Source organism: Arthrobacter koreensis (assembly GCF_009193255.1).
GTDB classification, from domain to species: Bacteria; Actinomycetota; Actinomycetes; order Actinomycetales; family Micrococcaceae; genus Arthrobacter_B; species Arthrobacter_B koreensis.
Map to the genome: position 1 here is coordinate 1,358,185 of NZ_WACG01000001.1, position 20,373 is coordinate 1,378,557.

A 20,373-nucleotide genomic window follows, 5' to 3' on the forward strand; every position below is an offset into this window, starting at 1 on the left:
GTTTCGGATCCGTTTACGGCGGCAGCCCGGGAGCAGGTTCCCTAGGTTGCGTCGAGGTCGGTCTCGAGGATTTTCACCAGCTCGTCCAGGGCGGCGTCCGCGCCGTCGCCCTCGGCACGCAGGACCACCACATCTCCGTGGGAGGCGCCCAGGCTCATGAGCGAGAGCATGCTCGAGGCATCCAGTGCTTCCTCAGCCGGTTCACCCTGCATCGCTATGGTGACTTCCACCGGCTGGGCAGCAGCCGCTTCGGCAAAGAGCGAGGCAGGACGGGCGTGCAGCCCTACCCTGCTGGCTATGGTGGCTTCGCGTTCTGGCATTGGGGTTCCTTCCGGGTTGGTGTTCGTCCGGCCTGCGCTACAGGCCAAGTTGTTCAAGGATGGGGAGCTGGCTCCGAACCTGGGTCCGGGCTTCGGAAGCGGTCCTGGCCACCAGCGCGGTTCCGGCCAGTGCCTGGGCCTCTGCGAGGGTCACGGAGGAGAGCACCGCACCCACCGTGGACAGCGCCCGCGGAGTCATGGACAGGGTATTCACGCCAAGCCCGGTCAGCACGACGGCGAGGGCCGGGTCCGAGGCAGCCTCCCCGCACACGCCAACATTGCGAGGCACGCTGTCAGCTGCCCCGGCCAGTGCCCCGCCCTGGACCGTCATGGCGATCAACTGCAGCACTGCCGGCTGCCACGGGTCATTCAGGGACGCTAGGGTTCCGAGCTGCCGGTCAGCGGCCATGGTGTACTGCGTGAGGTCATTGGTGCCCAGCGAAGCGAACTTCACCTTCGACAGCACGGCCTCGGCCTTGATGGCCGCGGCGGGAACCTCGATCATCACCCCCGGCGTCGCCAGCCCGGCGGCCGCACACATGACGGCAAAGTCCGAGGCCTCGTCCGCGGTGGAGATCATCGGGGCCATGACCCAGACGTCGCAGTCGTGTGCACCGGCGGCGTCCGCGATCGCTTCCAGCTGGCGGGCCAGGACGCCGGGAGCGGAACGGTCGGTGCGGAAGCCGCGCACGCCCAGCGCCGGATTGGGTTCGCTTTTGTCAGTGAGGAAAGGCAGCGGCTTGTCCGCTCCGGCGTCGAGTGTCCGTACCACCACCTTCCGGCCGGGGAAGGCATCGAAGACCGCACCGTACGCCGCGACCTGCTCTTCGAGGCTGGGCTCGGAGTCCCTGCCCAGGAAGCAGAACTCGGTGCGCAGCAGTCCTACGCCTTCCGCGCCGGCCGCAGCGGCTGCCTCGGCGTCCCTGCCGGAGCCCACGTTGGCCAGCAGCGGCACCGGGTGGCCGTCAGAGGTGCTGCCAACGCCGTTGAATGCCGGAAGGGAGGAACGGGCGGCGTATTTCTGTGCGGCTTCGCGCTCAGCCACGCCGGGGTTCACCACCACCGTTCCGGTTCCGCCGTCGAGGTAGATCTCCGCGCCGTCGGCAATCGAGTCCGCGCTGGCGGCACCCACCACGGCTGGAAGGCCCAGGGAGCGGGCCAGGATGGCGGTGTGTGACTGCGGGCCCCCGCCGCTGGTCACCAGGCCGATCACGAGTGACGGATCCAGCGTTGCAGTATCCGCCGGTGCCAGTTCCTCCGCCGTGAGGATAAACGGGACGTCCGACGCCGGAATGCCGGGAGCGGGCAGGCCGTCCAGCTGCGCAACAATGCGCGAACGGACGTCCAGCACGTCCTGCGTGCGCTCGGCCATATAGCCGCCCAGGCCCTGCAGCATTGCCGCGACCTCCAGCCCCGCTTCCCACACCGCGCGGTCCGCTGCCATGCCCTGGTTGATGTGCTTGCCGGCAGCCTTGAGCAGCATGGGATCCGTGGCCATCATGGCCGTCGCATCCAGGACCGCCTTGGCATCACCCGACGCAACGGAGGAGCGGTGCTTGAGGTCCTCCCGCACCGCCTCTGCGGCGTCCTTCAGGCGCGCCTTTTCCTGGTCAACGGAACTGTCCGGCGCGTACTTGGAGCCGGCGTCGGGCTCCGGCACGGGCGGAGGCATCCGCAGTGACGGCCCCAGGACCCGGCCGGGACTGACTCCGATTCCCTTGATGGTGCGCATCACTGAACCTTCCTGTAAACCAAAACCGGATTCCTAGGCAACAACGGGTTCCTCCGCCTTCTTCGATCCGGTGAGGCGTTTGAGCCCCACCAGGACCAGTGCGCTGGCGACCATACCGGCAAGAATAGCCACGACGAACATAAAGAAGTTCCCGATGGCGAAGAAGACGAAGATTCCGCCGTGCGGTGCCTGCGAGGTCACTCCCGCGGCCATGCAGATTCCGCCTGCAACAGCGCCGCCGATCATGGTGGACGGGATCACCCGCAGCGGATCCGACGCGGCGAACGGAATGGCGCCTTCGGAAATGAAGGCGGCGCCCAGGACCCATGCGGCCTTGCCGTTCTCCCGCAGCGCCATGCTGAACTGGGTCTTGTCCAGAACGGTGGCAAGGGCCATGCCCAGCGGGGGAACCATGCCGGCTGCCATGACGGCGGCCATGATCTGCCAGGGTGCCTGGTTGTCGAAGGCGCCCTCACCGAGCCCGGCGACTGCGAAGGCGTAGGCCACCTTGTTGATGGGGCCGCCGAGGTCCGCACCCATCATCAGGCCGAGGATCACGCCCAGGCCAATGGCTGCGACGCCCGTGAGTCCGGAAAGCCAGTCGTTCAGGGCCAGCGTGAGGGCGGCGATGGGCCCGCCGAGCACCAGCAGCAGCAGACCGGAGGCTATGAGTGAGGCGATGAGCGGGATGATGACCACGGGCATCAGTCCGCGCAGCCAGCTTGGCACCTTCCAGCCGCCCACCCACATTGCCACGTACCCGGCCAGCAGGCCTCCCGCAATGCCGCCGAGGAACCCGGCGTCCATGTAGAGCGCGACGGCGCCGGCGGTAAAGCCGGGCGCGATGCCGGGACGGTCAGCCAGGGCGTAGGCGATGTACCCGGCCAGGGCCGGGACCAGGAATCCGAGCGAAATGTTGCCGATCTTCCAGAACACCGCGCCCAGATAGGCCAGCAGCCCGTCCGGGGGAAGGGAGAAGATGCTCGTCCCGTCCAGCAGGATGTCACCGTTGGCAACGCCTTCGTCATTGGAAAGGGACAGCTCGTAGCCGCCCAGCAGGAAGCCGAGCGCGATCAGCAGGCCGCCGCCGGCGACGAACGGAATCATGTAGCTAACGCCGGTGAGCAGGGCCCGCTTCAGCTGGCCGCCGAAGCTCTCACCGCCGGCGGAACCGCGTTCTTCTCCGCCCGTCCCGCCGCCGCCGGTAACCTTTCGGGCATTTGGGTCCTTGGCCGCCGCCAGCGCCTCGTCGATCATCACTCCGGGTTCATCGATGCCGCGCTTTACCGGGCCGCTGACCACCGGTTTTCCGGCGAAGCGGCCCTTGTCCCGGACATCGACGTCCACGGCGAAGATCACCGCATCCGCGTTCCTGATGACCTCGGGATCAAGCGGGGTGGAGCCCGCCGAACCCTGCGTCTCAACCTGCAGGTCGATCCCGCGCTCCGCCGCTGCGGCAGCGAGGGAGTCTGCGGCCATGTAGGTGTGCGCAATTCCGGTGGGGCAGGCCGTTACGGCCACCAGGCGTCCGGGTGCAGTACCCGTTGCCGACGCGGGGGCCTCGCCCGACGTCGCCGTCCCGCCGCCGTCGTGCACCTCGCCGGCGCGGCGCTCGCCGCCACTGCGCTGACCGGCGGGTCCCTCGCTGCCTGCGCTTTCGGCGTGGGCACCCCGGTGTGCTCCTCCGGCCCCCGCGGCCGCGGCACCGGCTGCACCCGCCGCGGCACCGGCTGCGGTGGCGCCGGAGGTGCCGGAACCTGCTCCTGCCGGGGCGGAGTCTGACGCCGAAGCCGCCGCGCTGCCGGACTGGCCCGTTTCCGGCACCGGGCCCAGCCCCAGTGCGCCGTCCACGAGCTCGACGATTGCCTGTGGTGTTTCCACACTGCGCAGGGACGCCGTGAAGTCCTTCTTGATCAGGGACCGTGCCAGCTTTGCCAGCAGCTGGAGGTGCTCCTGGTCTGCGCCCTCCGGCGCTGCGATGAAGAAGACGATGTCCGCCGGACCGTCCTTCGCGCCCCAGTCCACCGGGGGCTTCAGCCGGGCCATCGCCAGGGATGCCTGGGTCACGGCTGCTGAACGGCAGTGCGGAATGGCGATTCCGCCCGGGACTCCGGTAGCCGTTTTGTTTTCCCTGGCCATGGCATCGGCGAACAGCTCTTCCAGCGTGGTGGCCCGGCTCGCGGCAACCACCTTTTCAGCCAGATGGCGGATGACCGTTTCGCGGGTGCCGCCGAGGTCCTGGTCAAGGGTGACCAGCTCCGGGGTGATTAGCTCTGACATCAGGAATGCTCCTTCGGCGTGGGTGTAGCCGGTCCGCGTCCGGTGCTTGAAGCAGGCACCGGATGCAGTTCAAGGGGGGTCACGGTTACGGCTCCGGGATCCGTTTGGTCGAGGGAAGGCACGGTGGTTCCGGGCAGGGAAGCCGCGGCCGCGCCGTGCGCTACCGCCTGGCGGAGGCACTCGGGCGGTGTCCGTCCCTCAGTGTGGGCCAGCAGGTAGCCGGCCAGCGATGAATCCCCGGCGCCAACCGTGGACTTTGGGGTAACTGGCGGGCGTGTTGCCAGCCACGCGCCGCCGGCCGTTACCAGGAGCGCGCCCCGGGCGCCCAGGGTGGCCAGGACCGCCCCAACTCCGCGTTCAACCAAAGTCATGGCGGCGCCGGCGGCCAGGGACGGATCCGCTTCCAGCGCATCGCCAGTGGCGACGCCGGTGACTTCGGAGAGTTCTTCCCCGTTGGGCTTGAGCAGGTCAGGCGCGGCGTCGTGCAGCAGGGCACCCAGCAGGGGAGGGCCTGAGGAATCAATGGCCAGCAGCGGCGCTGCGGCGTTGAACCGTGCACGCAGGGCATGGGCTACCACCGCGTAGTAGTCCGCCGGAACACCCGGCGGAAGCGAGCCCGCCAGGACCAGCCATCCTGCGGGGTTGGTTCCCTCCGGCCCGCCGCAGGCGTCAATGGCAAGGGCCAGCAGGGACTCCTGCACAGCGGCGCCGAGTTCCGGCCCGGGGAGGTTGACCTTCGTGGTGGTGCCGTCCGGTTCGGTGAGCGTGAGATTGGCCCGGAGCGGGGAACCGATGGGCAGGTTGCGGTGGGCGATGCCCGTGGTTCGAAGCGCCTGAATCACCGGATCGGCATTGTCTCCCGGCAGCACGGCCACGGCAGGAACGCCGGACGCGGCAAGGGCCCGGCAGACGTTGACGCCCTTGCCGCCGGGCTCTTCGTGGACCCCCGCGGCCCGCTGCACGGCACCGCGGAGAAGTACCCCTGACAGCTCGATGGTCCGGTCAAGGCTCGGATTGGCGGTGAGCGTCACGATGGCGCCCCGGTTCGTTCCTGCGTACATGTGCCCCCGCATTCAGTGGCCCCGACGCACGGCTATGCGCTGTCTGCAACGGTAGGTTCCCGGTCAGGCCAAATGCAATGGGGCAGTGGCCCGCCGGCGGCTGCGCGGCACAAACGCCGGAGGTGCCCTGCGGCACCTAGGCTGGGGGCATGCATCCGGTTACCTGGTCCGCCCCGGAAGACGCCCGCGGCGGAACCCACCTGCTTGTCATGCTGCACGGCTACGGATCTGACGAGTCCGCCCTGACGCCCCTCTTCCCGCATCTGCCGGAGGGTATTACCGGCGCCGCGCTCAGGGGTCCATTCGACGTCGGCGGACGCAGTGGATGGTTCCTCCTGGACCCGATGCTGGAATCGGACGAAGCGGACGTCCTGGCGGCGGGAAGCAGCCTCCTCAGCACGGTTTCCGAACTCAAGCAGCAGGGAAATTTCAGCGGTGTCTCCCTGCTGGGATTCTCCCAGGGAATGGCGATGGCGGTGACCGCCCTGCGGCTGCGCCCGGAGGAGTTCACGTGTGTGGTTGGGCTGTCCGGGTTTGTTGTGCGCAGCGAGCTGCTGGCGATGGCAGAACCGCTGGCCCGGCCGGTGCCCTTCTTCTGGGGGAGGGACCGTGCGGACTGGGTGATCCATGCGGACGCCGTTACCGAGGCAGAGCGGTGGCTGGAAGCAAACACGCTCCTCACCGCGCGCACCTACCCTGACATGGGCCACCGGATCGGCCCTGACGAAATGCGGGACGTGGGCATCTTCCTGCGCGCTTTTGCCCTCTCGACAGAAAAAAATAAGGCCCCTTATTAGCGCTCTGACTAGGCATGATGTTTTCCGGCACTTCTTGCATATGTGAAAACGGCTGCGCGTAAGCATGCTTATGAAGTACGCTTATTGAAAGCGCGGCCCACAGGCCACGCAGACTTTCACCAGTCACTCACACAGCAAGGAGCATTCTCATGGGTATCATCGGTTTCCTTATTCTGGGACTCATTGCAGGCGCCATCGCTAAGGCACTGCTCCCGGGCCGCCAGGGCGGCGGCATCATCATCACTATGGTTCTCGGCGTCGTAGGCGCCCTGCTGGGCGGTTTCATTGGCAACGCGATCTTCGGCGTCGGCCTCGAAGAATTCTTCTCGATCCAGACCTGGCTCGTAGCCATCGTCGGCTCGATCATCGTGCTGCTGGTTTACGGCATGATCACCAAGCGCGGCGCCCGCGCTTAGTAAGCAGCATGTGGGCAGCGCCCGCAGCCACGAACGGGCCCACGGAAGCTATTCCGTGGGCCCGTTCCGGTTAAGCCCAGTCACGTAGGCTGGACGAGCGGCCGCCCGGACCCCGTGTCCGGCACTACCTAAGGAGCATCCATGGGCTTCAAGACCAACAGCGCACTCCGGCTTGCCGGCGGTGCCGTCTTTGACCGCGACGGCCGTCCCAAGACCCATATTGCCAGGGGCATCGAGCGGGCCGTTGAGGTCCAGCGGCCCCTGGTCCTGGCCAACATTCGGCGGCTGCAGCGCAAGCACCCGAATGCGTCGGCCGCAGAGCTGGTGAAGATCCTGGAGCACCACTACCTCGCCGCAGTCTCCGGCGGGGGAGCAGCGGTTGGCGCCACTGCGATTGTTCCGGCAGTTGGCACCGCAGCGGCGCTGGGGCTTTCAGTGGCAGCCACCGTTGGCTTCCTGGAAGCGACGGCGCTGTACGCCCAGTCCGTGGCTGAGCTGCACGGCGTGCGCCTGCAGGACCCGGACCGGTCCCGCACCGTGGTCATGGCGATCATGCTCGGCGAAGAGGGAACGGCCATGATGCAGCAGCTCAGCAAGGGCCAGCCCTGGGGGAGCGCGCTGGGCGGGGCGTCCTCGGGCATGCTCGGCAGCATCGGCTCCACTATCCGCAAGCAGTTCCTCAAGAAGATGCTCGCCCGGCAGGGATCCGTGATCGTGGGACGTGCGCTGCCCCTGGGCGTCGGTGCCGTGATTGGCGGTGCCGGCAACTACACCATGGGCCGCTCGGTGATCAAGGCTGCGCACCGGGCATTCGGTGAAGCACCCGATACCATTCCCGGAGAACTCGCCGCTGAAATCATGGATCTGCCGGACAGCCGCAGCAGCGAACGCAGCTAACCCGGCTGGTGCGCTAGCCGAAGATGGCGTGGGCCACCGAGAAGATGGCCAGTCCTGCCAACGAACCCACTACCGTTCCGTTGATTCGGATGAACTGCAGGTCCTTGCCCACCTGCAGCTCAATCTTCTCCGACGTCTCCTGGGCGTCCCAGCGTTCAACGGTTTCGGTGATGACGCCGGCAATATCCTTGCGGTACGTCCGCACCAGGTAGCCGGCGGCGTCGCCCACGTAGGCGTTGACCTTCGCGGCGAGTTCGGGTTCAGCCACCAGCCGGGTCCCGAAGTCCTGGACGGCAGACTTGAAGTTGGCGGTGAGCTCGCTGTCCGGGTCATCCACGGCGTTGGCCAGCGCGCCCTTGATGGTGGCCCAGGTCTGTGCCATGAGTTCCTTCACGCGGGGATCATCGAGCACCTGTTCCTTGATCCGCTCCGCCTTGGCCATGGCCCCGGGATCGTGCTGCAGGTCAGAGGCGAGGCCGCGGAGATACTCATCCAGTGAGCGGCGGACCTGGTGGTTTGGGTCGTCCTGTACGGCGTCCAGGAACCGGCCGAGCTCCACCTGTACCCGGTCTCCCACCAGGTCATCGAGGAAGCTGGGAACCCACGACGGCGACCGCTCGGCTACCAGCCGGGCCACCACCTCCGGATTCTGATGCACCCAGTCATTGAGGCTGTCCACCAGCAGGTCCACGAGCTGATGGTGGTGGCCCTCTTCGAAGATGCGCTCGGCCATGCGTCCCACCGGCGGACCCCAGGGAACATCCACCACGTGGCGCCGGAACATGGACTCCAGGACGTCCCGCACGGCCTCATCATCCAGGACCCTGAGAATGCCGCGGATCGCAGCTGCGCCCTCGGTGGCAACCCGCTCGGCGCCCTCGGGCCGGGACAGCCAGGCACCGGCGCGCTGGGCTATGCCGATCGAATCGAGCTTGGTCTTGACCACCTCGTCGGAGAGGAAATTGTCCTCCACGAAGTCGCCGAGGGTGGCGCCAATCTGGTCCTTGTTGCGCGGAATGATCGCAGTGTGCGGGATCTTCAGGCCCAGCGGGTGCTTGAAGAGGGCCGTCACCGCGAACCAGTCGGCCAGGGCACCCACCATTCCGCCTTCTGCGGCAGCCCGGACGTACTGCAGCCACGGATAACGGTCCTGGAGCGCGAACGCAATCACGAAGATGATGCCCAGAAGCACCAGCAGCCCGGTGGCCACCAGCTTCATGCGGCGCAGTGCCGCGGCTTTAACGGCATCCTTTTCCAGCAGCGGTGTGCTCACCGGCGCTCCTCCAGTCCCAGCTCGGTTGCGGTGCCGGTCTCCCGGTGCGCGGGAAGTCCGCGTGTGTCTCCGCACTGCCATCTAATCAGCAGCCCGGCCTCGGCGCCACGCTGCATGGGCGGCGCCTGCAGTACGGTTCAGCGGTGCTCACGTAGCGTGGAGGCCGTACCCGAGCGAAAGGCCACACGTGCAGCCCCAGATCTACGCCCACCGCGGAGCCAGCGGACAGTATGCCGAGCACACGCGGGCCGCGTACCTGCAGGCGCTCCAGGAAGGCGCGGACGGCGTCGAGTGCGATGTCCACCTCAGCTCGGACCTTCAGCCGGTCCTGCTCCACGACTCGGTGCTGGACCGCACCTCCAACGGCACCGGGCCGGTTTCCGGCTACACCCTCGAGCAGCTCCGGGGCCTGGACTTCAGCACGTGGAAGGGCGTGGACATTCCGGCGGACAGGGGCGGCGCAGCGGAGCAGTTCCTCACTCTGGACGAACTGCTGGACCTGCTCCTGGGGGCAGGACGGGATGTGGGACTGGCCGTTGAATTCAAGCAGCCGGGGCCGTTCGGCCTGAAGCTGGAGGACACCGTCCTTTCGCTCCTGGCGGCCAGGGGCTGGGATGCGGGCACGTCACGCCTGGCCAATATCCACGTCAGCTTCATGAGCTTCAGCCCGGAGTCCGTTGCCCACCTGCGCCGCAGCGTGGAGGCACGGTTTGTGTGCCAGCTGGTGTCCGACGTCGATGCCGCGGCCATAGCGGAAGCGTCAGCGGTGCTGCCGGAAGGCAGCGACGCCCGGACGGTGCTTGAATCAGGGCTGGCCGAAGCCAAGGCACTGCTCGCCTCCGGGACAGCCGGAATCGCCGGTCCGGGCGTTGAATTCCTCCACGCCAATCCGGGGCTCGTTTCGGAGTGGGTGAAGGCCGGCCGCACGGTACGGGCCTGGACGGTGGACGAGCCCGCGGATGCGGAGTTCGCCTACGCTCTGGGAGTCCGGGAATTCACCACGAACTATCCCGCCCGGATGCGCGGCATCCTCGCCGGACTCGACCAAGCCGCAGCGCCGAAGCCGTAGGCCCCACGGCAGGCCTGTGGTTGAGTGGTGCAATGGCCACTCCAATCGAGGATTACGCCCTGATTTCGGACCTCCACACCGGCGCCCTGGTGTCCCGGTCCGGAAGTATCGACTGGCTGTGCCTTCCGCGGTTCGATTCGCCGTCGGTCTTCGGCGCGCTGCTGGGCACCCAGGACCACGGGCGGTGGCTGGTAGCCCCGGTGGAGACCGGGGCCAGGGTGCTGCGCCGGGAATACCTGGAGTCCACCTTCATCCTGCAGACCCGCTGGCGCACTGACGGCGGTGAGGTACTCGTGACGGACTTCATGCCCGTGAAGGACCGGCGTGCCTCCGTAATCCGGCGGGTGGAAGGACTGAGCGGTGCCGTGCTGATGCGGCAGGAGCTGGAAGTCCGGTTCAACTACGGAACCACGGTGCCCTGGATGCGCCGGGAGAAGGTGGACGGCGTCGAACGGCTGCTCTGCATCGCCGGGCCCAGCGCCATGGTGCTGTACGGCGGCAATATCCCGCACGGCAGCGACCACCGGCACACCGGCGAGTTCCTGGTCCGGGCAGGTGAGACCGTGGACCTGGAGCTGCTCTGGTATCCCTCGCACCGGGAGACTCCCGGGGAAGTGGACATCGACGCAGGGCTGGTCCGCACCGCCGCGTACTGGCAGGGCTGGGCGGGGCTCTGCGTTGACCGGGAGCGCTACCAGCTGCCGGTCCGGCGCTCGCTGCTGGTCCTGCGGGCGCTGACCCATGAGGACACCGGCGGAATCGTCGCGGCACCCACCATGTCCCTGCCGGAGGAATACGGCGGCTCCCGGAACTGGGATTACCGGTACTGCTGGCTGCGGGACGCCGCCCTGACCCTCGAAGCGATGATGACCCACGGGTACGACGCCGAAGCCGAGCACTGGCGGAACTGGCTCCTGCGGGCGGTTGCAGGAGACCCGGACGACCTTCAGATCATGTACGCCGTGGATGGAGGGCGCGAGCTGCCTGAGCGGATCCTTCCCCAGTTCCCCGGCTACGCGGGTTCGCTCCCGGTTCGGCTCGGCAACGGCGCCGTGGAGCAGTACCAGGCCGACGTCGTTGGCACGGTGATGGTGGCCCTGGCCCGGATGCGGGACAGGGGGGTGGCCGAGGACAGCTTCTCGTGGCCGCTGCAGCGTGCCCTGCTGGGTTTCCTGGAGCGGCACATGGAGGAACCGGACCATGGAATCTGGGAGGTGCGGGCAGAGCCCGGCTTCTTCACCCATTCACGGGTCATGATGTGGGCGGCATTCGACCGCGCCGCGCAGGCTGCCCGGGGAAAAGCCATGGACGGGCCGGTGGAGCTGTGGGAGGCCCTCCGCGACGGGCTGCGCAAGGAAATTATGGACCGCGGCTTCGACACTGCCCGGAACACCTTCGTCCAGAGCTACGGGTCCTGCGAGGCGGACGCGTCCCTGCTGCAGCTCACCCACGTCGGTTTCCTGGACTACAACGATCCGCGGATGCTCGGGACCGTGGCATTCCTGGAGCGGGAGCTGCTCAACGAGCAGGGGCTGCTGCTGCGCTACCGCACCGGGACAGGTGTTGACGGGCTGGAACCAGGGGAGAACCCCTTCCTGGCGTGCAGTTTCTGGCTGGTGGAGCAATACGCCTACACCGGGCGGCTGGACGAGGCGATCCGGCTGATGGACCAGCTGGTGGGCTACGCCAATGAAGTTGGGCTGCTGAGTGAGGAATATGACACAGTGAACGGGCGCATGGCGGGCAACTATCCGCAGGCCTTCTCGCATCTGGCCCTGGTCCGCGCGGCGGATGCCATCCATGCGGCGGAAGCAGAACAGCGCGTCCGTAGTGCCCAGCCCGCCAAAGAGATGGAAAGCAGCCCATGACCAACCAGAAACTCTCCGCCGCCGCCATGGCTGCCCTCCTCACCGCCAGCGCCGTCAACCATTTCCGCGACCCCGGGTTCTACGCTTCGGTGGTGCCCCGGAGCATCTGCCGGGACAAGGGAGGCCGCTTCGGGGTGCTCACGCGCAGCCAGTGGATCCAGGCCAGCGGAGCCATCGAGGCAGCCGCCGCCGGTGCGTTGCTGCTGCCCGCTACCCGGCGTGCGGCCGCCACCGGGACGGCCCTGATGTACGTGGCGTTCATCGCCGGGCACCTCAGTGCCCTTGAACGCGCCTACGGAGAACGGGGTTCGGACCGGGAGAAGCTAGTCCACACCCTGCGCCTGCCCCTGCAGCTTCCCCTCATCCGCTGGGCGTGGAGCCTGCGAAGCTAGGGCCTCCACAGCGCAGAAAAGGCTGTTCCCGTCCGGAATTCCGGACGGGAACAGCCTTTTTAAGCTTCGACCTAGTTCAGGCCGGGCTGGAAGACCACCTTGATGCAGCCGTCTTCCTTCTTCTGGAACTTCTCGTAGAGTTCCGGAGCGGCCTCCAGGCCGGCCCGGTGCGTGACCAGGTCCGTGACGCCCAGCGGATCCGCGGAGTCCTCGACCAGCGGCAGCAGGTCATCGATCCAGCGCTTCACGTTGGCCTGGCCCATGCGGAAGTTCAGCTGCTTGTCGAACATGGTCATCAGCGGCATGGGGCTTGCTGTGCCGCCGTAGACGCCGCTCAGCGAAATAGTGCCGCCGCGCCGCACCGTGTCGATTGCACTGTGCAGGACGGCGAGGCGGTCGGTGCCCGCCGTTTCCATTGCCTTCTGCGCCAGGGCGTCAGGCAGCAGTCCCACCGCTGCCTGGGCGAAGGCACCGGCATGGGAACCGTGTGCCTCCATGCCCACGGCGTCCACTACCGAGTCCGGCCCGCGTCCATCGGTCATGTCGCGGAGCTGGTCGCCAAGGTCCTTGGAGAAGTCCACCACCTCGGCGCCATGGCGGGCCGCCATGTCACGGCGCTCAGCTTCCGGCTCGATGCCGATGACCCGGTAGCCCAGGTGGGTGCCGATCCGCGCGGCGAACTGGCCCACAGGGCCCAGCCCGTAGACGGCGAGGGTGCCGCCGTCGGGCACGTTGGCGTACTGCACGCCCTGCCAGGCGGTGGGAAGGATGTCGGAGAGGAAGAGGTACTTGTCATCCGGGCCCTCGGAGCTGACCTTGATGGGACCGTAGTCAGCGTGCGGAACGCGCAGGAACTCAGCCTGGCCGCCCGGAACCGAGCCGTAGAGCTCGGAGTAACCGAACAGTGCCGCTCCGGAACCCTTTTCACGTACCTGGGTGACCTCGCACTGCGTCTGCAGCCCCTGGCGGCACATGAAGCATTTGCCGCAGGCGATCTGGAAGGGGATCACCACACGGTCGCCGCGCTTGAGGTTGGTGACGGCGCTGCCGACCTCTTCCACGATGCCCATCGGTTCATGGCCCACGATGTCCCCCGCGTTCATGTAGGGGCCAAGGACCTCATAGAGGTGAAGGTCCGAGCCGCACAGTGCGGTGGAGGTGATCCGGATGATTGCATCGGTGGGTTCCTGGATCACCGGATCCGGAACTTCTTCGACGCTGACTTTCCGCTTGCCCTGCCACGTAACTGCTTTCATGCTGACCTCCTGCTGGTTGCTGAGGGATAAGTTCTCCTATCGTGCCAAATTCGTAAGCCTGCTGACAATTTTTTCGGCGCGGCGGATTTCGGCCGGCGACCCGGCAGGCGGGTTGGAAAGGTGCCCCGGCGGTGCGGACGGGCGCTATCCCGGACGGCGGAAAACCTCAGTGCTGCGCTGCAGGAATGCCAGCTCGAAGGCCAGTTCATTGTCCAGGGGGTTCGCGTGCGCCGGCACCGGCGGAAGGCATGCGGGCAGCCGTTCCGGAATCTGCACCGACACCGTGGTGTGTCCGCCGGCAATCGGCTGTGAGGGTACTTCGTCTGCCCGGGCGAGCAGCTCGTCCAGGGCCAGCACGTCCAAATGGGAGGCGCGGGAGAGGTTCACTACCAGGTGGGCGCCCAGCGCGGCGGTATGCCGAAGGATGCCGATCAGGTCGCCGCAGTTTTCCGGCACCAGGCATCCACGTACTTCGATGCAGGCGGATGAGGTCTTCGTGTCGATTCGTACCAGTACCCGCAGGGTGTGCTCCATGCCAGCTCCACGTACAAGAGAATCCGCGGCCTCTGCTTAACCTGACCTGAAATATAGCAACGGACGGCGGGCCGTGTCGCCTTCGGAGGGGCTCGTCAGCGGGAATGGACCGGTATCCGCCGGTAGGGTTGCGGTGCTCCGGTGTCCGGAGTGGTTATCAGCGTCCCGCGGCCAGCACCGTGTCCACGGTTGCCTCCGCGATCGCTTCCTCTTCATCCGTTGGGACCACCAGCACGTCGATGGCTGAATCCGCGGAACTGATCCTGCGGACCTCTTTCGAGCGCACTGCGTTGGCCTCCGGGTCAAGGCGCACATTCAGGGCTCCGAGCAGGTCCACCACCTGTGCCCTGAATTCATCGGCGTTCTCACCGATCCCGGCAGTGAAGATGATGGCCTTCGCCCCTCCCACGGCCACGTGGTAGGCGCCGATGTACTTCGCCAGCCGGTAGGCGGCTATTTCGAGGGCCAGCCGTGCCTGCTCATTGCCGGCGGCGGCCTCCTGTTCCACCTCACGCATATCTGCCGCGCCGCCCAGTGCCAGGAGCCCGGATTCCCGGTTCAGCAGGTTGTCGATGTCATCCGGACCGTAGCCCTCCCGGCCCAGGAACACCAGGATGGACGGGTCGATGTCCCCGGACCGGGTTCCCATGACCAGCCCGGCCATGGGCGTGAAGCCCATGGATGTGTCGATGCTCCGGCCGTCCTTGAGGGCCGTGACGGAGGCGCCGTTGCCCAGGTGGGCGATCACGGCGTCGAAATTGTCCACCGGCACACCCAGGAAATCCGCGGCGAGCCCGCTCACATAGTCACAGCTGGTCCCGTGGAAGCCGTAGCAGCGGATTCCGTAGCGCCGGTACAGGGACTGCGGAATGGCGTAGCGCCACGCGCGCTGGGGAAGGGTGCGGTGGAACGCCGTGTCAAAGACTGCCACCTGCGGGATGTCCGGATACAGGTCGGCTACCGCGCGGATGCCCATGGCACTGGCCGGATTGTGCAGCGGAGCCAGCGGGCTGAGGCGCTCGATGGTGCGGGTGATCTCGTTGTCCACCAGGACCGGCTGGCTGAAGCGCTCGCCGCCGTGGACCACGCGGTGCCCGACGGCGTCAATGGACTTTCCGTCCAGGGCTTCCGCGACATCCCGGTGCAGCCGCACCAGTGCCTCGTGATGGTCCGGGACCTCCTGGCCGCCTATACGGTCAATGAGGCCCTTGGCCACAACCTCGCGGGTATCCGTGTCCCGCACCTGGTACTTCAGGGACGAGGATCCGGAGTTGACCACTAGAACCAGCATTTAGTCCTCCTGCGCCTGGACGGCGGTGATGGCCACTGTGTTGACGATGTCGTCGACAGTGCAGCCGCGGGAAAGGTCGTTGACCGGTTTGCGCAGTCCCTGCAGGATCGGGCCGACTGCCACTGCGCCCGCGGACTGCTGGACTGCCTTGTACGTGTTGTTGCCGGTATTCAGGTCCGGGAAGATGAACACCGTGGCCTGGCCGGCCACAGTGGATCCGGGGGCCTTGGACGCCGCTACCGAAGCGTCAACCGCGGCGTCGTACTGGATGGGACCCTCCACCGGCAGCTCCGGCCGGGCCTTGCGGACCAGTTCAGTGGCCTCGCGCACCTTCTCCACCGAGTCCCCCTTGCCGGAAGCGCCCGTGGAGTAGGAGAGCATGGCGACCCGCGGCGTAATACCGAACTGCTCAGCCGTGGCCGCGGAGGCCAGGGCAATGTCCGCGAGCTGCGCGGCGTCCGGTTCCGGATTTACCGCACAGTCACCGTAAACCAGCACGCGGTCCTGGAGCAGCATCAGGAACACGGAGGAGACAATCTGCACGTTCTCGCGGGTGCGGATGAATTCCAGCGCCGGCCGGATGGTGTTGGCCGTGGTGTGGGCCGCGCCGGACACCATTCCGTCCACCCTGCCCAGCTTCACCATCATGGTGCCAAAGTATGCGCCCTGAAGCATACGTTCGGCGGCGTCCTCGAAGGTCACGCCCTTCCTGGCCCGCAGCTGCTGGTACTCCCGCGCGAAATCGTCCCGCATCCCGCTGGTTGCCGGGTTGATCACGGTGATTCCGCTGAGGTCAATGCCTTCGCTGGCGGCCAGCTCCCGCACTTCGTCAGCAGGCCCCAGCAGGGTCAGGGCACATACGTCGCGGCGCCGCAGGATCTCGGCCGCGCGAAGGATCCGTACGTCCAGGCCTTCGGGCAGGACAATGTGCTGCCGCTTGGTGCGGGCCCGGACAATCAGCTCGTTCAGGAACCGCAGCGGCGTCGTCTTCTCCGGGCGGGGAAGCTCCAGGCGTTCGAGCAGTTCGGCTTCGTCCACGTAGCGGGACCAGATGCCCAGCGCCGCTGCCACCTTGCGCGGCTGGCCCGTAGCGATTTCGCCGCGGACGTTGCTCACGTCCCGTGCTGCGGCATACGTGTCCGAGTCAACGGCGAAGACCGGGAACGGCGCCTGGGCCAGAAGTGCCAGGATCCCGGCCTCCAGGGGAAGGCCGCCGGTGAGGATCATGCCGCTGGGGACCGGGAACTCGGAGGAGAAGGAGGATGCCAGCGCTGCCACCATCACATCCGCCCGGTCACCGGGTGCGATCACCAGCGAGCCGTCTGCCAGCTGTCCGATGAAGTTCCCCACCGTCATCGCAGCCACCTTCACCCCGGTGACGTCGCGTTCCAGCGAACGGCTGCCGGCAATCTGCCGGGCGGTGAGTGCCCTGGCCACCTCGGAGACTGAGGGCTGGGAGATCTCGGGCAGTTCCGGCAGGACGTAGACCGGACGGTGGGAGGCCCCCGGCCGGACATGGGCACGCAGTTCATCGACGGCGCCTTCGCCGGCACGGTTCACCATGACGGCCAGCAGATCGCACTTGGCGGCGGCGAGTTCGCGGCGGGCCACGTCAACGGCGTCGGCTACCTCTTCCACGCCCAGGTCCTGGGCGTTCACCACCGCCATGACCATGGCACCGAGGTTGTTCGCAAGGCGCGCGTTGAGATCGAACTCCAGGGCGACGTCGTGCCCTGAAAGGTCCGTACCCTCCACGATCACCACGTCACAGTTCGCCGCGATTTCGCTGTAGACAGCCAGGCAGCGGGCATCCACCTCGCCGCGTTCTCCGGCAACCAGCAGCGCGCGCAGCTCCTGGCGGGTCAGCCCGCCGCGGCAGTTTGAGGTGCTCAGGTCGAAGCGGCGCTGCATCAGCCGCACCATCGGATCATTGTCGCGGTCGGTGCCCTCCACGATCGGGCGGAAGAAGCCGATCCGGTCCGCGTGCCGCTGGAGCATGTCCGCGAGGCCAAGGCTGATCAGGGACTTGCCGGATCCCGGAGTCATGGCGCTCACGTAGATTCCTCGGGCCATGGCGATGTCCGTTCTGTAGGAAGGCGCCCGCGCAGACAGGCTTAATCCATACTTGCAAAGCCAACTGCACTTAGCCAGCAGCGTGCGTTTACACTTGTACCCGCGGCCTTCTAATGACCGTTCCTGGCATCCCCCACAGCAAGGACCAAAGCAAGTGAGCCTGTTCCGCACCAAGCCAATTGAGCAATCACTCGCAGACGCCGATGAGGAGGGCAGACGCCTCAAACGGTCCCTGACTACGTGGGACCTGATGATCATGGGCGTGGCCGTGGCCGTGGGCGCCGGCATCTTCTCCGTCGGAGCCAAAGCCGCCGCCCAGTTCTCCGGTCCGGCAGTCACGCTGTCCTTCATCCTTGCCGCCGTCACCTGCGCCCTGGCGATCATGTGCTACGCGGAGTTCGCCACGGCCATCCCGGTTGCCGGTTCCGCGTACGTCTTCACGTACGCCACCATGGGCGAGCTGATCGCCTGGATCATCGGCTGGAACCTCATCCTTGAACTCTTCACGGCTGCGGCCGTGATCGCCAAGTACTGGGGGATCTACCTCAGTGAGGTCTTTGGGCTGATCGGCTGGGACATTCCGCCCACCATTTCCCTCGGCCCGGTGGACATGACCTGGGGCCCGTTCCTGATCGTGGCCCTCTTCACCGTGCTGCTCGTGATGGGCACCAAGCTCTCCGCCCGCGTTGGCAACATCTTCACGCTGGTCAAGATCGGCGTCGTGCTGTTCGTGATCGTGGTCGGGTTCTTCTACATCGACTTCGAGAACTACACCCCGTTCATTCCGGATGCGGTTTCCACCGAATCTGCCGGTACCGAGGGTGTGATGGCGCAGTCGCTCTTCTCCTTCATGACCGGCGCAGCCCCGGCCCAGTACGGCGTGCTGGGTGTCTTTGCGGGTGCGGCAGTGGTGTTCTTCGCCTTCATTGGGTTCGACGTCGTGGCCACCTCCGCGGAAGAGGTCAAGAATCCCGGACGCACCCTGCCCCGCGGCATCTTCGCCGGCCTGGCCGTTGTCACCGCCCTGTACATCGGCGTCTCCCTGGCACTGACCGGCATGGTTTCCTACACCGAGCTCGCCTCGGTTGAAGCACCCAACCTGGCTACGGCCTTCAGCCTGGTGGGCAACACCGGCGCTGCGCAGATCATCGCCATCGGCTCGCTGATCGGCCTGACCACCGTGATCATGGTGCTGCTGATGGGCCTGGCCCGCGTGGTGCTGGCCATGTCCCGCGACGGGCTGCTGCCCCGCACACTGTCCCGGACCAGTTCCAAGCACTCCACGCCGGCCCGCCTGCAGATCCTCTGCGGCGTCCTGGTGGCCCTGGTGGCCGGCTTTACGCAGGTGGATGTGCTGGAGGAAATGATCAACATCGGCACGCTCTCCGCGTTCGTGGTGGTCAGCGCCGGCGTGCTGGTGCTGCGCCGCAAGCGCCCGGACCTCAAGCCCGCCTTCCGGGTGCCGTTCGGCCCGGTGCTTCCGGTGCTCTCCACCATCCTGTGCGTGTACCTGATGACCAACCTGTCCGTTGAAACCTGGATTTACTTCCTGTTCTGGCTGGCGTTCGGCTTCCTGCTGTACTTCGTTTACGGACGGCGCCGTTCCCGGCTGAATCCGAAGAACGCCGAAGCGCTGCCGGCCGGAGGTGCCACCGCGGCCGCACCGCAGGCACCCTCGGAGCAGTAGTCCTGGTCCGCCGCGCGGCGGAACAGTTCAGGTTCGCTGCCTCCGGTGGCAGACTGGGCGCATGCTAGTAGCCTTTTCAGTTGCCCCGTCCGGTGTCGGCCCCGAAACAGGTCCCGGAGGTCCGTCCGCGGATGCCTCGGTGCACGACGCCGTTGCCGCCGCCGTCAAAATCGTCCGCCAGTCCGGCCTGCCGAACCGCACGGACGCCATGTTCACCACGATCGAGGGTGAATGGGATGAGGTCATGGATGTGATCCGCCGTGCCACCGAAGCCGTGGGCCGGTACGGAAGCCGGGTTTCCCTGGTGCTCAAGGCGGACATCCGCCCGGGGCATACCGGAGAACTCACCGGCAAGGTTGAGCGGCTGGAACAGGTGCTCGCGGCTGAGGACGAATACCGGGGCCACTCCTAGCCCCCCGCCCCCGGGACCGTCGGTGTCCCGGGGGCGTCCTGGTTGTCCGGATCTGAGACCAGCCGCCCGAAGCCTAAGCTTGAAGCATGAGCCCCACCCACCTTCCCCCGGCAGTTTCCTGATGGGCCGCCAGCGTCCCGGCAAAGGTACCCCCAGCGAAGCTTCTGCCACCGGAAACGGTCCGGTGGCAGGACGCTATGAGATCGACACCGGAACCTGCGAACTGCTCCCGGACCAGTTCTCCTCCACCGGCTGGCTGCTGAAGATCAACGGTGTGCATTCCTCTCACATCGACCTGGCCGATCCCCGTGAGCTGGATTTCGAGTACATGCGCTGGATCGCGGCCCTGGTCGAATCCCGGTTCCCCGCGGACACCAAACTCCGGGCGCTGCATCTGGGCGGGGGCGCGTGCTCCATGGCGCGCTACTTCGCGGACGCCTACCCCGCTGCCCGGCAGGTCGTCGTCGAACTGGACGGAAAACTGGCCGAACTGGTGCGCGGCTGGTTCGATCTTCCGCGCGCACCGCTGATGCGCCTGCGCGTGGGTGAAGCCCGGGAAGTCACCGAATCCCTCAGCACCGACAGCCGGGACCTGATCATCCGCGACGTCTTCGCCGGGGACCAGACCCCGGTCCCTCTGACTTCTGCCGAGTTCCTGGTCCACGCCAAGCGCGTGCTGGCGGCGGACGGCCTGTACGTGGTCAACTGCGGAGACTCACCGGACCTGTTGACTGCCCGGCGGGAAGCGGCGACGATTGCCTCCGCCTTCCGGCACACCGCCATCGTCGCGGATCCGGCGATGCTCAAGGGCAGGCGCTACGGCAACATCATCATCGCCGGTTCGGACGTTCCCTTCGCCGGGGACGCCTCGCTGCCGCGTACGCTGCTGGGCGGGGCGATGCCGGCCCACCTCTGGGACGACCCGAAAGTGCGGTCCTTCGGCCGCGGCTCAGCCGTTATCCATGATCCGGGAATGGGCGACGCCGGCAGCAGCGGAGCCCAGCAGCCCACCTGA

Annotated in this window: 18 protein-coding genes; 9 read left to right on the top strand and 9 right to left on the bottom strand. The window is 66.9% G+C overall.

Annotated elements, in window-relative coordinates; translation table 11 throughout:
• Positions 1-41: 41 nt before the first annotated feature.
• From GD628_RS06475 to GD628_RS06490, 4 genes are read right to left on the bottom strand one after another with little or no spacing between them, the layout of a single operon-like run.
• Entirely contained in the window at positions 42-320 is a 279-nt protein-coding gene (locus tag GD628_RS06475; protein ID WP_091600764.1) for an HPr family phosphocarrier protein, read from the bottom strand.
• Between the two features lie 37 nt (positions 321-357).
• Positions 358-2,052: a phosphoenolpyruvate--protein phosphotransferase gene (ptsP, locus tag GD628_RS06480; RefSeq protein ID WP_152274146.1), complete on the bottom strand. Its 1,695-nt coding sequence runs from the start codon at positions 2,050-2,052 to the stop codon at positions 358-360.
• 33 nt (positions 2,053-2,085) lie between these two features.
• Positions 2,086-4,332 carry a PTS fructose transporter subunit IIABC gene (locus tag GD628_RS06485; RefSeq protein WP_152274147.1) on the bottom strand — a complete coding sequence of 749 codons (2,247 nt, stop codon included), beginning with the start codon at positions 4,330-4,332 and terminating at the stop codon, positions 2,086-2,088.
• Positions 4,332-5,393, bottom strand: a complete 1,062-nt coding sequence (locus tag GD628_RS06490; RefSeq protein WP_152274148.1) for a 1-phosphofructokinase family hexose kinase — start codon at positions 5,391-5,393, stop codon at positions 4,332-4,334. Before GD628_RS06490 ends, GD628_RS06485 begins: the two co-directional genes overlap by 1 nt.
• Before the next feature lie 149 nt (positions 5,394-5,542).
• On the opposite strand from GD628_RS06490, the gene GD628_RS06495 reads away from it, so the two are divergent.
• The 3 genes from GD628_RS06495 (at position 5,543) to GD628_RS06505 (ending at position 7,503) form a co-directional block, all read left to right on the top strand.
• Entirely contained in the window at positions 5,543-6,190 is a 648-nt protein-coding gene (locus GD628_RS06495) for an alpha/beta hydrolase (RefSeq protein WP_152274149.1), read from the top strand.
• A gap of 149 nt (positions 6,191-6,339) precedes the next feature.
• Positions 6,340-6,606 carry a GlsB/YeaQ/YmgE family stress response membrane protein gene (locus GD628_RS06500; protein ID WP_091600759.1) on the top strand — a complete coding sequence of 89 codons (267 nt, stop codon included), beginning with the start codon at positions 6,340-6,342 and terminating at the stop codon, positions 6,604-6,606.
• A gap of 141 nt (positions 6,607-6,747) precedes the next feature.
• Positions 6,748-7,503 (top strand): hypothetical protein, encoded by a 756-nt coding sequence (locus GD628_RS06505; protein WP_091600758.1) that lies wholly within the window; start codon positions 6,748-6,750, stop codon positions 7,501-7,503.
• A gap of 13 nt (positions 7,504-7,516) precedes the next feature.
• On the opposite strand, the gene GD628_RS06510 is transcribed toward GD628_RS06505, so the two are convergent.
• Positions 7,517-8,722, bottom strand: coding sequence for a DUF445 domain-containing protein (locus GD628_RS06510; protein ID WP_226802390.1), 1,206 nt, complete (start codon positions 8,720-8,722; stop codon positions 7,517-7,519).
• A 241-nt stretch (positions 8,723-8,963) separates the two neighbouring features.
• Here GD628_RS06510 and GD628_RS06515 point away from each other — a divergent pair, with 241 nt between their 5' ends.
• From GD628_RS06515 to GD628_RS06525, 3 genes are read left to right on the top strand one after another with little or no spacing between them, the layout of a single operon-like run.
• Complete coding sequence (locus GD628_RS06515; RefSeq protein ID WP_152274151.1) at positions 8,964-9,845, top strand: glycerophosphodiester phosphodiesterase; 882 nt, start codon at positions 8,964-8,966, stop codon at positions 9,843-9,845.
• A gap of 14 nt (positions 9,846-9,859) precedes the next feature.
• Positions 9,860-11,713 carry a glycoside hydrolase family 15 protein gene (locus tag GD628_RS06520; RefSeq protein ID WP_264372043.1) on the top strand — a complete coding sequence of 618 codons (1,854 nt, stop codon included), beginning with the start codon at positions 9,860-9,862 and terminating at the stop codon, positions 11,711-11,713.
• Positions 11,710-12,105, top strand: a complete 396-nt coding sequence (locus GD628_RS06525) for a DoxX family protein (RefSeq protein ID WP_152274153.1) — start codon at positions 11,710-11,712, stop codon at positions 12,103-12,105. Before GD628_RS06520 ends, GD628_RS06525 begins: the two co-directional genes overlap by 4 nt.
• 71 nt (positions 12,106-12,176) lie before the next feature.
• Here GD628_RS06525 and GD628_RS06530 read toward each other — a convergent pair whose 3' ends face one another.
• The 4 genes from GD628_RS06530 to pta all read right to left on the bottom strand — a co-directional run bounded on the left by GD628_RS06530 (position 12,177) and on the right by pta (position 17,259).
• Entirely contained in the window at positions 12,177-13,361 is a 1,185-nt protein-coding gene (locus GD628_RS06530; protein WP_091600753.1) for a zinc-dependent alcohol dehydrogenase, read from the bottom strand.
• A 144-nt stretch (positions 13,362-13,505) separates the two neighbouring features.
• Positions 13,506-13,895: a hypothetical protein gene (locus tag GD628_RS06535; protein WP_091600752.1), complete on the bottom strand. Its 390-nt coding sequence runs from the start codon at positions 13,893-13,895 to the stop codon at positions 13,506-13,508.
• Between the two features lie 157 nt (positions 13,896-14,052).
• Positions 14,053-15,186 (bottom strand): acetate/propionate family kinase, encoded by a 1,134-nt coding sequence (locus GD628_RS06540; RefSeq protein WP_152274154.1) that lies wholly within the window; start codon positions 15,184-15,186, stop codon positions 14,053-14,055.
• Positions 15,187-17,259 carry a phosphate acetyltransferase gene (gene pta / locus GD628_RS06545; protein WP_091600750.1) on the bottom strand — a complete coding sequence of 691 codons (2,073 nt, stop codon included), beginning with the start codon at positions 17,257-17,259 and terminating at the stop codon, positions 15,187-15,189. It lies immediately after the preceding gene.
• 154 nt (positions 17,260-17,413) lie between these two features.
• On the opposite strand from pta, the gene GD628_RS06550 reads away from it, so the two are divergent.
• From GD628_RS06550 to GD628_RS06560, 3 genes are all read left to right on the top strand, one after another.
• Positions 17,414-18,946, top strand: coding sequence for an amino acid permease (locus GD628_RS06550; protein ID WP_152274155.1), 1,533 nt, complete (start codon positions 17,414-17,416; stop codon positions 18,944-18,946).
• Positions 18,947-19,007: 61 nt separating this feature from the next.
• Positions 19,008-19,358 carry a thiamine-binding protein gene (locus GD628_RS06555; protein ID WP_091600748.1) on the top strand — a complete coding sequence of 117 codons (351 nt, stop codon included), beginning with the start codon at positions 19,008-19,010 and terminating at the stop codon, positions 19,356-19,358.
• A gap of 121 nt (positions 19,359-19,479) precedes the next feature.
• Entirely contained in the window at positions 19,480-20,373 is an 894-nt protein-coding gene (locus tag GD628_RS06560; protein ID WP_091600747.1) for a spermidine synthase, read from the top strand.

Bases quoted from the DNA above. Each gene is read 5' to 3' on its own strand.
- GD628_RS06475 (WP_091600764.1), bottom strand. From the start codon at position 320: ATGCCAGAACGCGAAGCCACCATAGCCAGCAGGGTAGGGCTGCACGCC.
- ptsP (WP_152274146.1), bottom strand. From the start codon at position 2,052: ATGCGCACCATCAAGGGAATCGGAGTCAGTCCCGGCCGGGTCCTGGGG.
- GD628_RS06485 (WP_152274147.1), bottom strand. From the start codon at position 4,332: ATGTCAGAGCTAATCACCCCGGAGCTGGTCACCCTTGACCAGGACCTC.
- GD628_RS06490 (WP_152274148.1), bottom strand. From the start codon at position 5,393: ATGTACGCAGGAACGAACCGGGGCGCCATCGTGACGCTCACCGCCAAT.
- GD628_RS06495 (WP_152274149.1), top strand. From the start codon at position 5,543: ATGCATCCGGTTACCTGGTCCGCCCCGGAAGACGCCCGCGGCGGAACC.
- GD628_RS06500 (WP_091600759.1), top strand. From the start codon at position 6,340: ATGGGTATCATCGGTTTCCTTATTCTGGGACTCATTGCAGGCGCCATC.
- GD628_RS06505 (WP_091600758.1), top strand. From the start codon at position 6,748: ATGGGCTTCAAGACCAACAGCGCACTCCGGCTTGCCGGCGGTGCCGTC.
- GD628_RS06510 (WP_226802390.1), bottom strand. From the start codon at position 8,722: ATGAAGCTGGTGGCCACCGGGCTGCTGGTGCTTCTGGGCATCATCTTC.
- GD628_RS06525 (WP_152274153.1), top strand. From the start codon at position 11,710: ATGACCAACCAGAAACTCTCCGCCGCCGCCATGGCTGCCCTCCTCACC.
- GD628_RS06530 (WP_091600753.1), bottom strand. From the start codon at position 13,361: ATGAAAGCAGTTACGTGGCAGGGCAAGCGGAAAGTCAGCGTCGAAGAA.
- GD628_RS06535 (WP_091600752.1), bottom strand. From the start codon at position 13,895: ATGGAGCACACCCTGCGGGTACTGGTACGAATCGACACGAAGACCTCA.
- GD628_RS06540 (WP_152274154.1), bottom strand. From the start codon at position 15,186: ATGCTGGTTCTAGTGGTCAACTCCGGATCCTCGTCCCTGAAGTACCAG.
- pta (WP_091600750.1), bottom strand. From the start codon at position 17,259: ATGGCCCGAGGAATCTACGTGAGCGCCATGACTCCGGGATCCGGCAAG.
- GD628_RS06555 (WP_091600748.1), top strand. From the start codon at position 19,008: ATGCTAGTAGCCTTTTCAGTTGCCCCGTCCGGTGTCGGCCCCGAAACA.
- GD628_RS06560 (WP_091600747.1), top strand. From the start codon at position 19,480: ATGGGCCGCCAGCGTCCCGGCAAAGGTACCCCCAGCGAAGCTTCTGCC.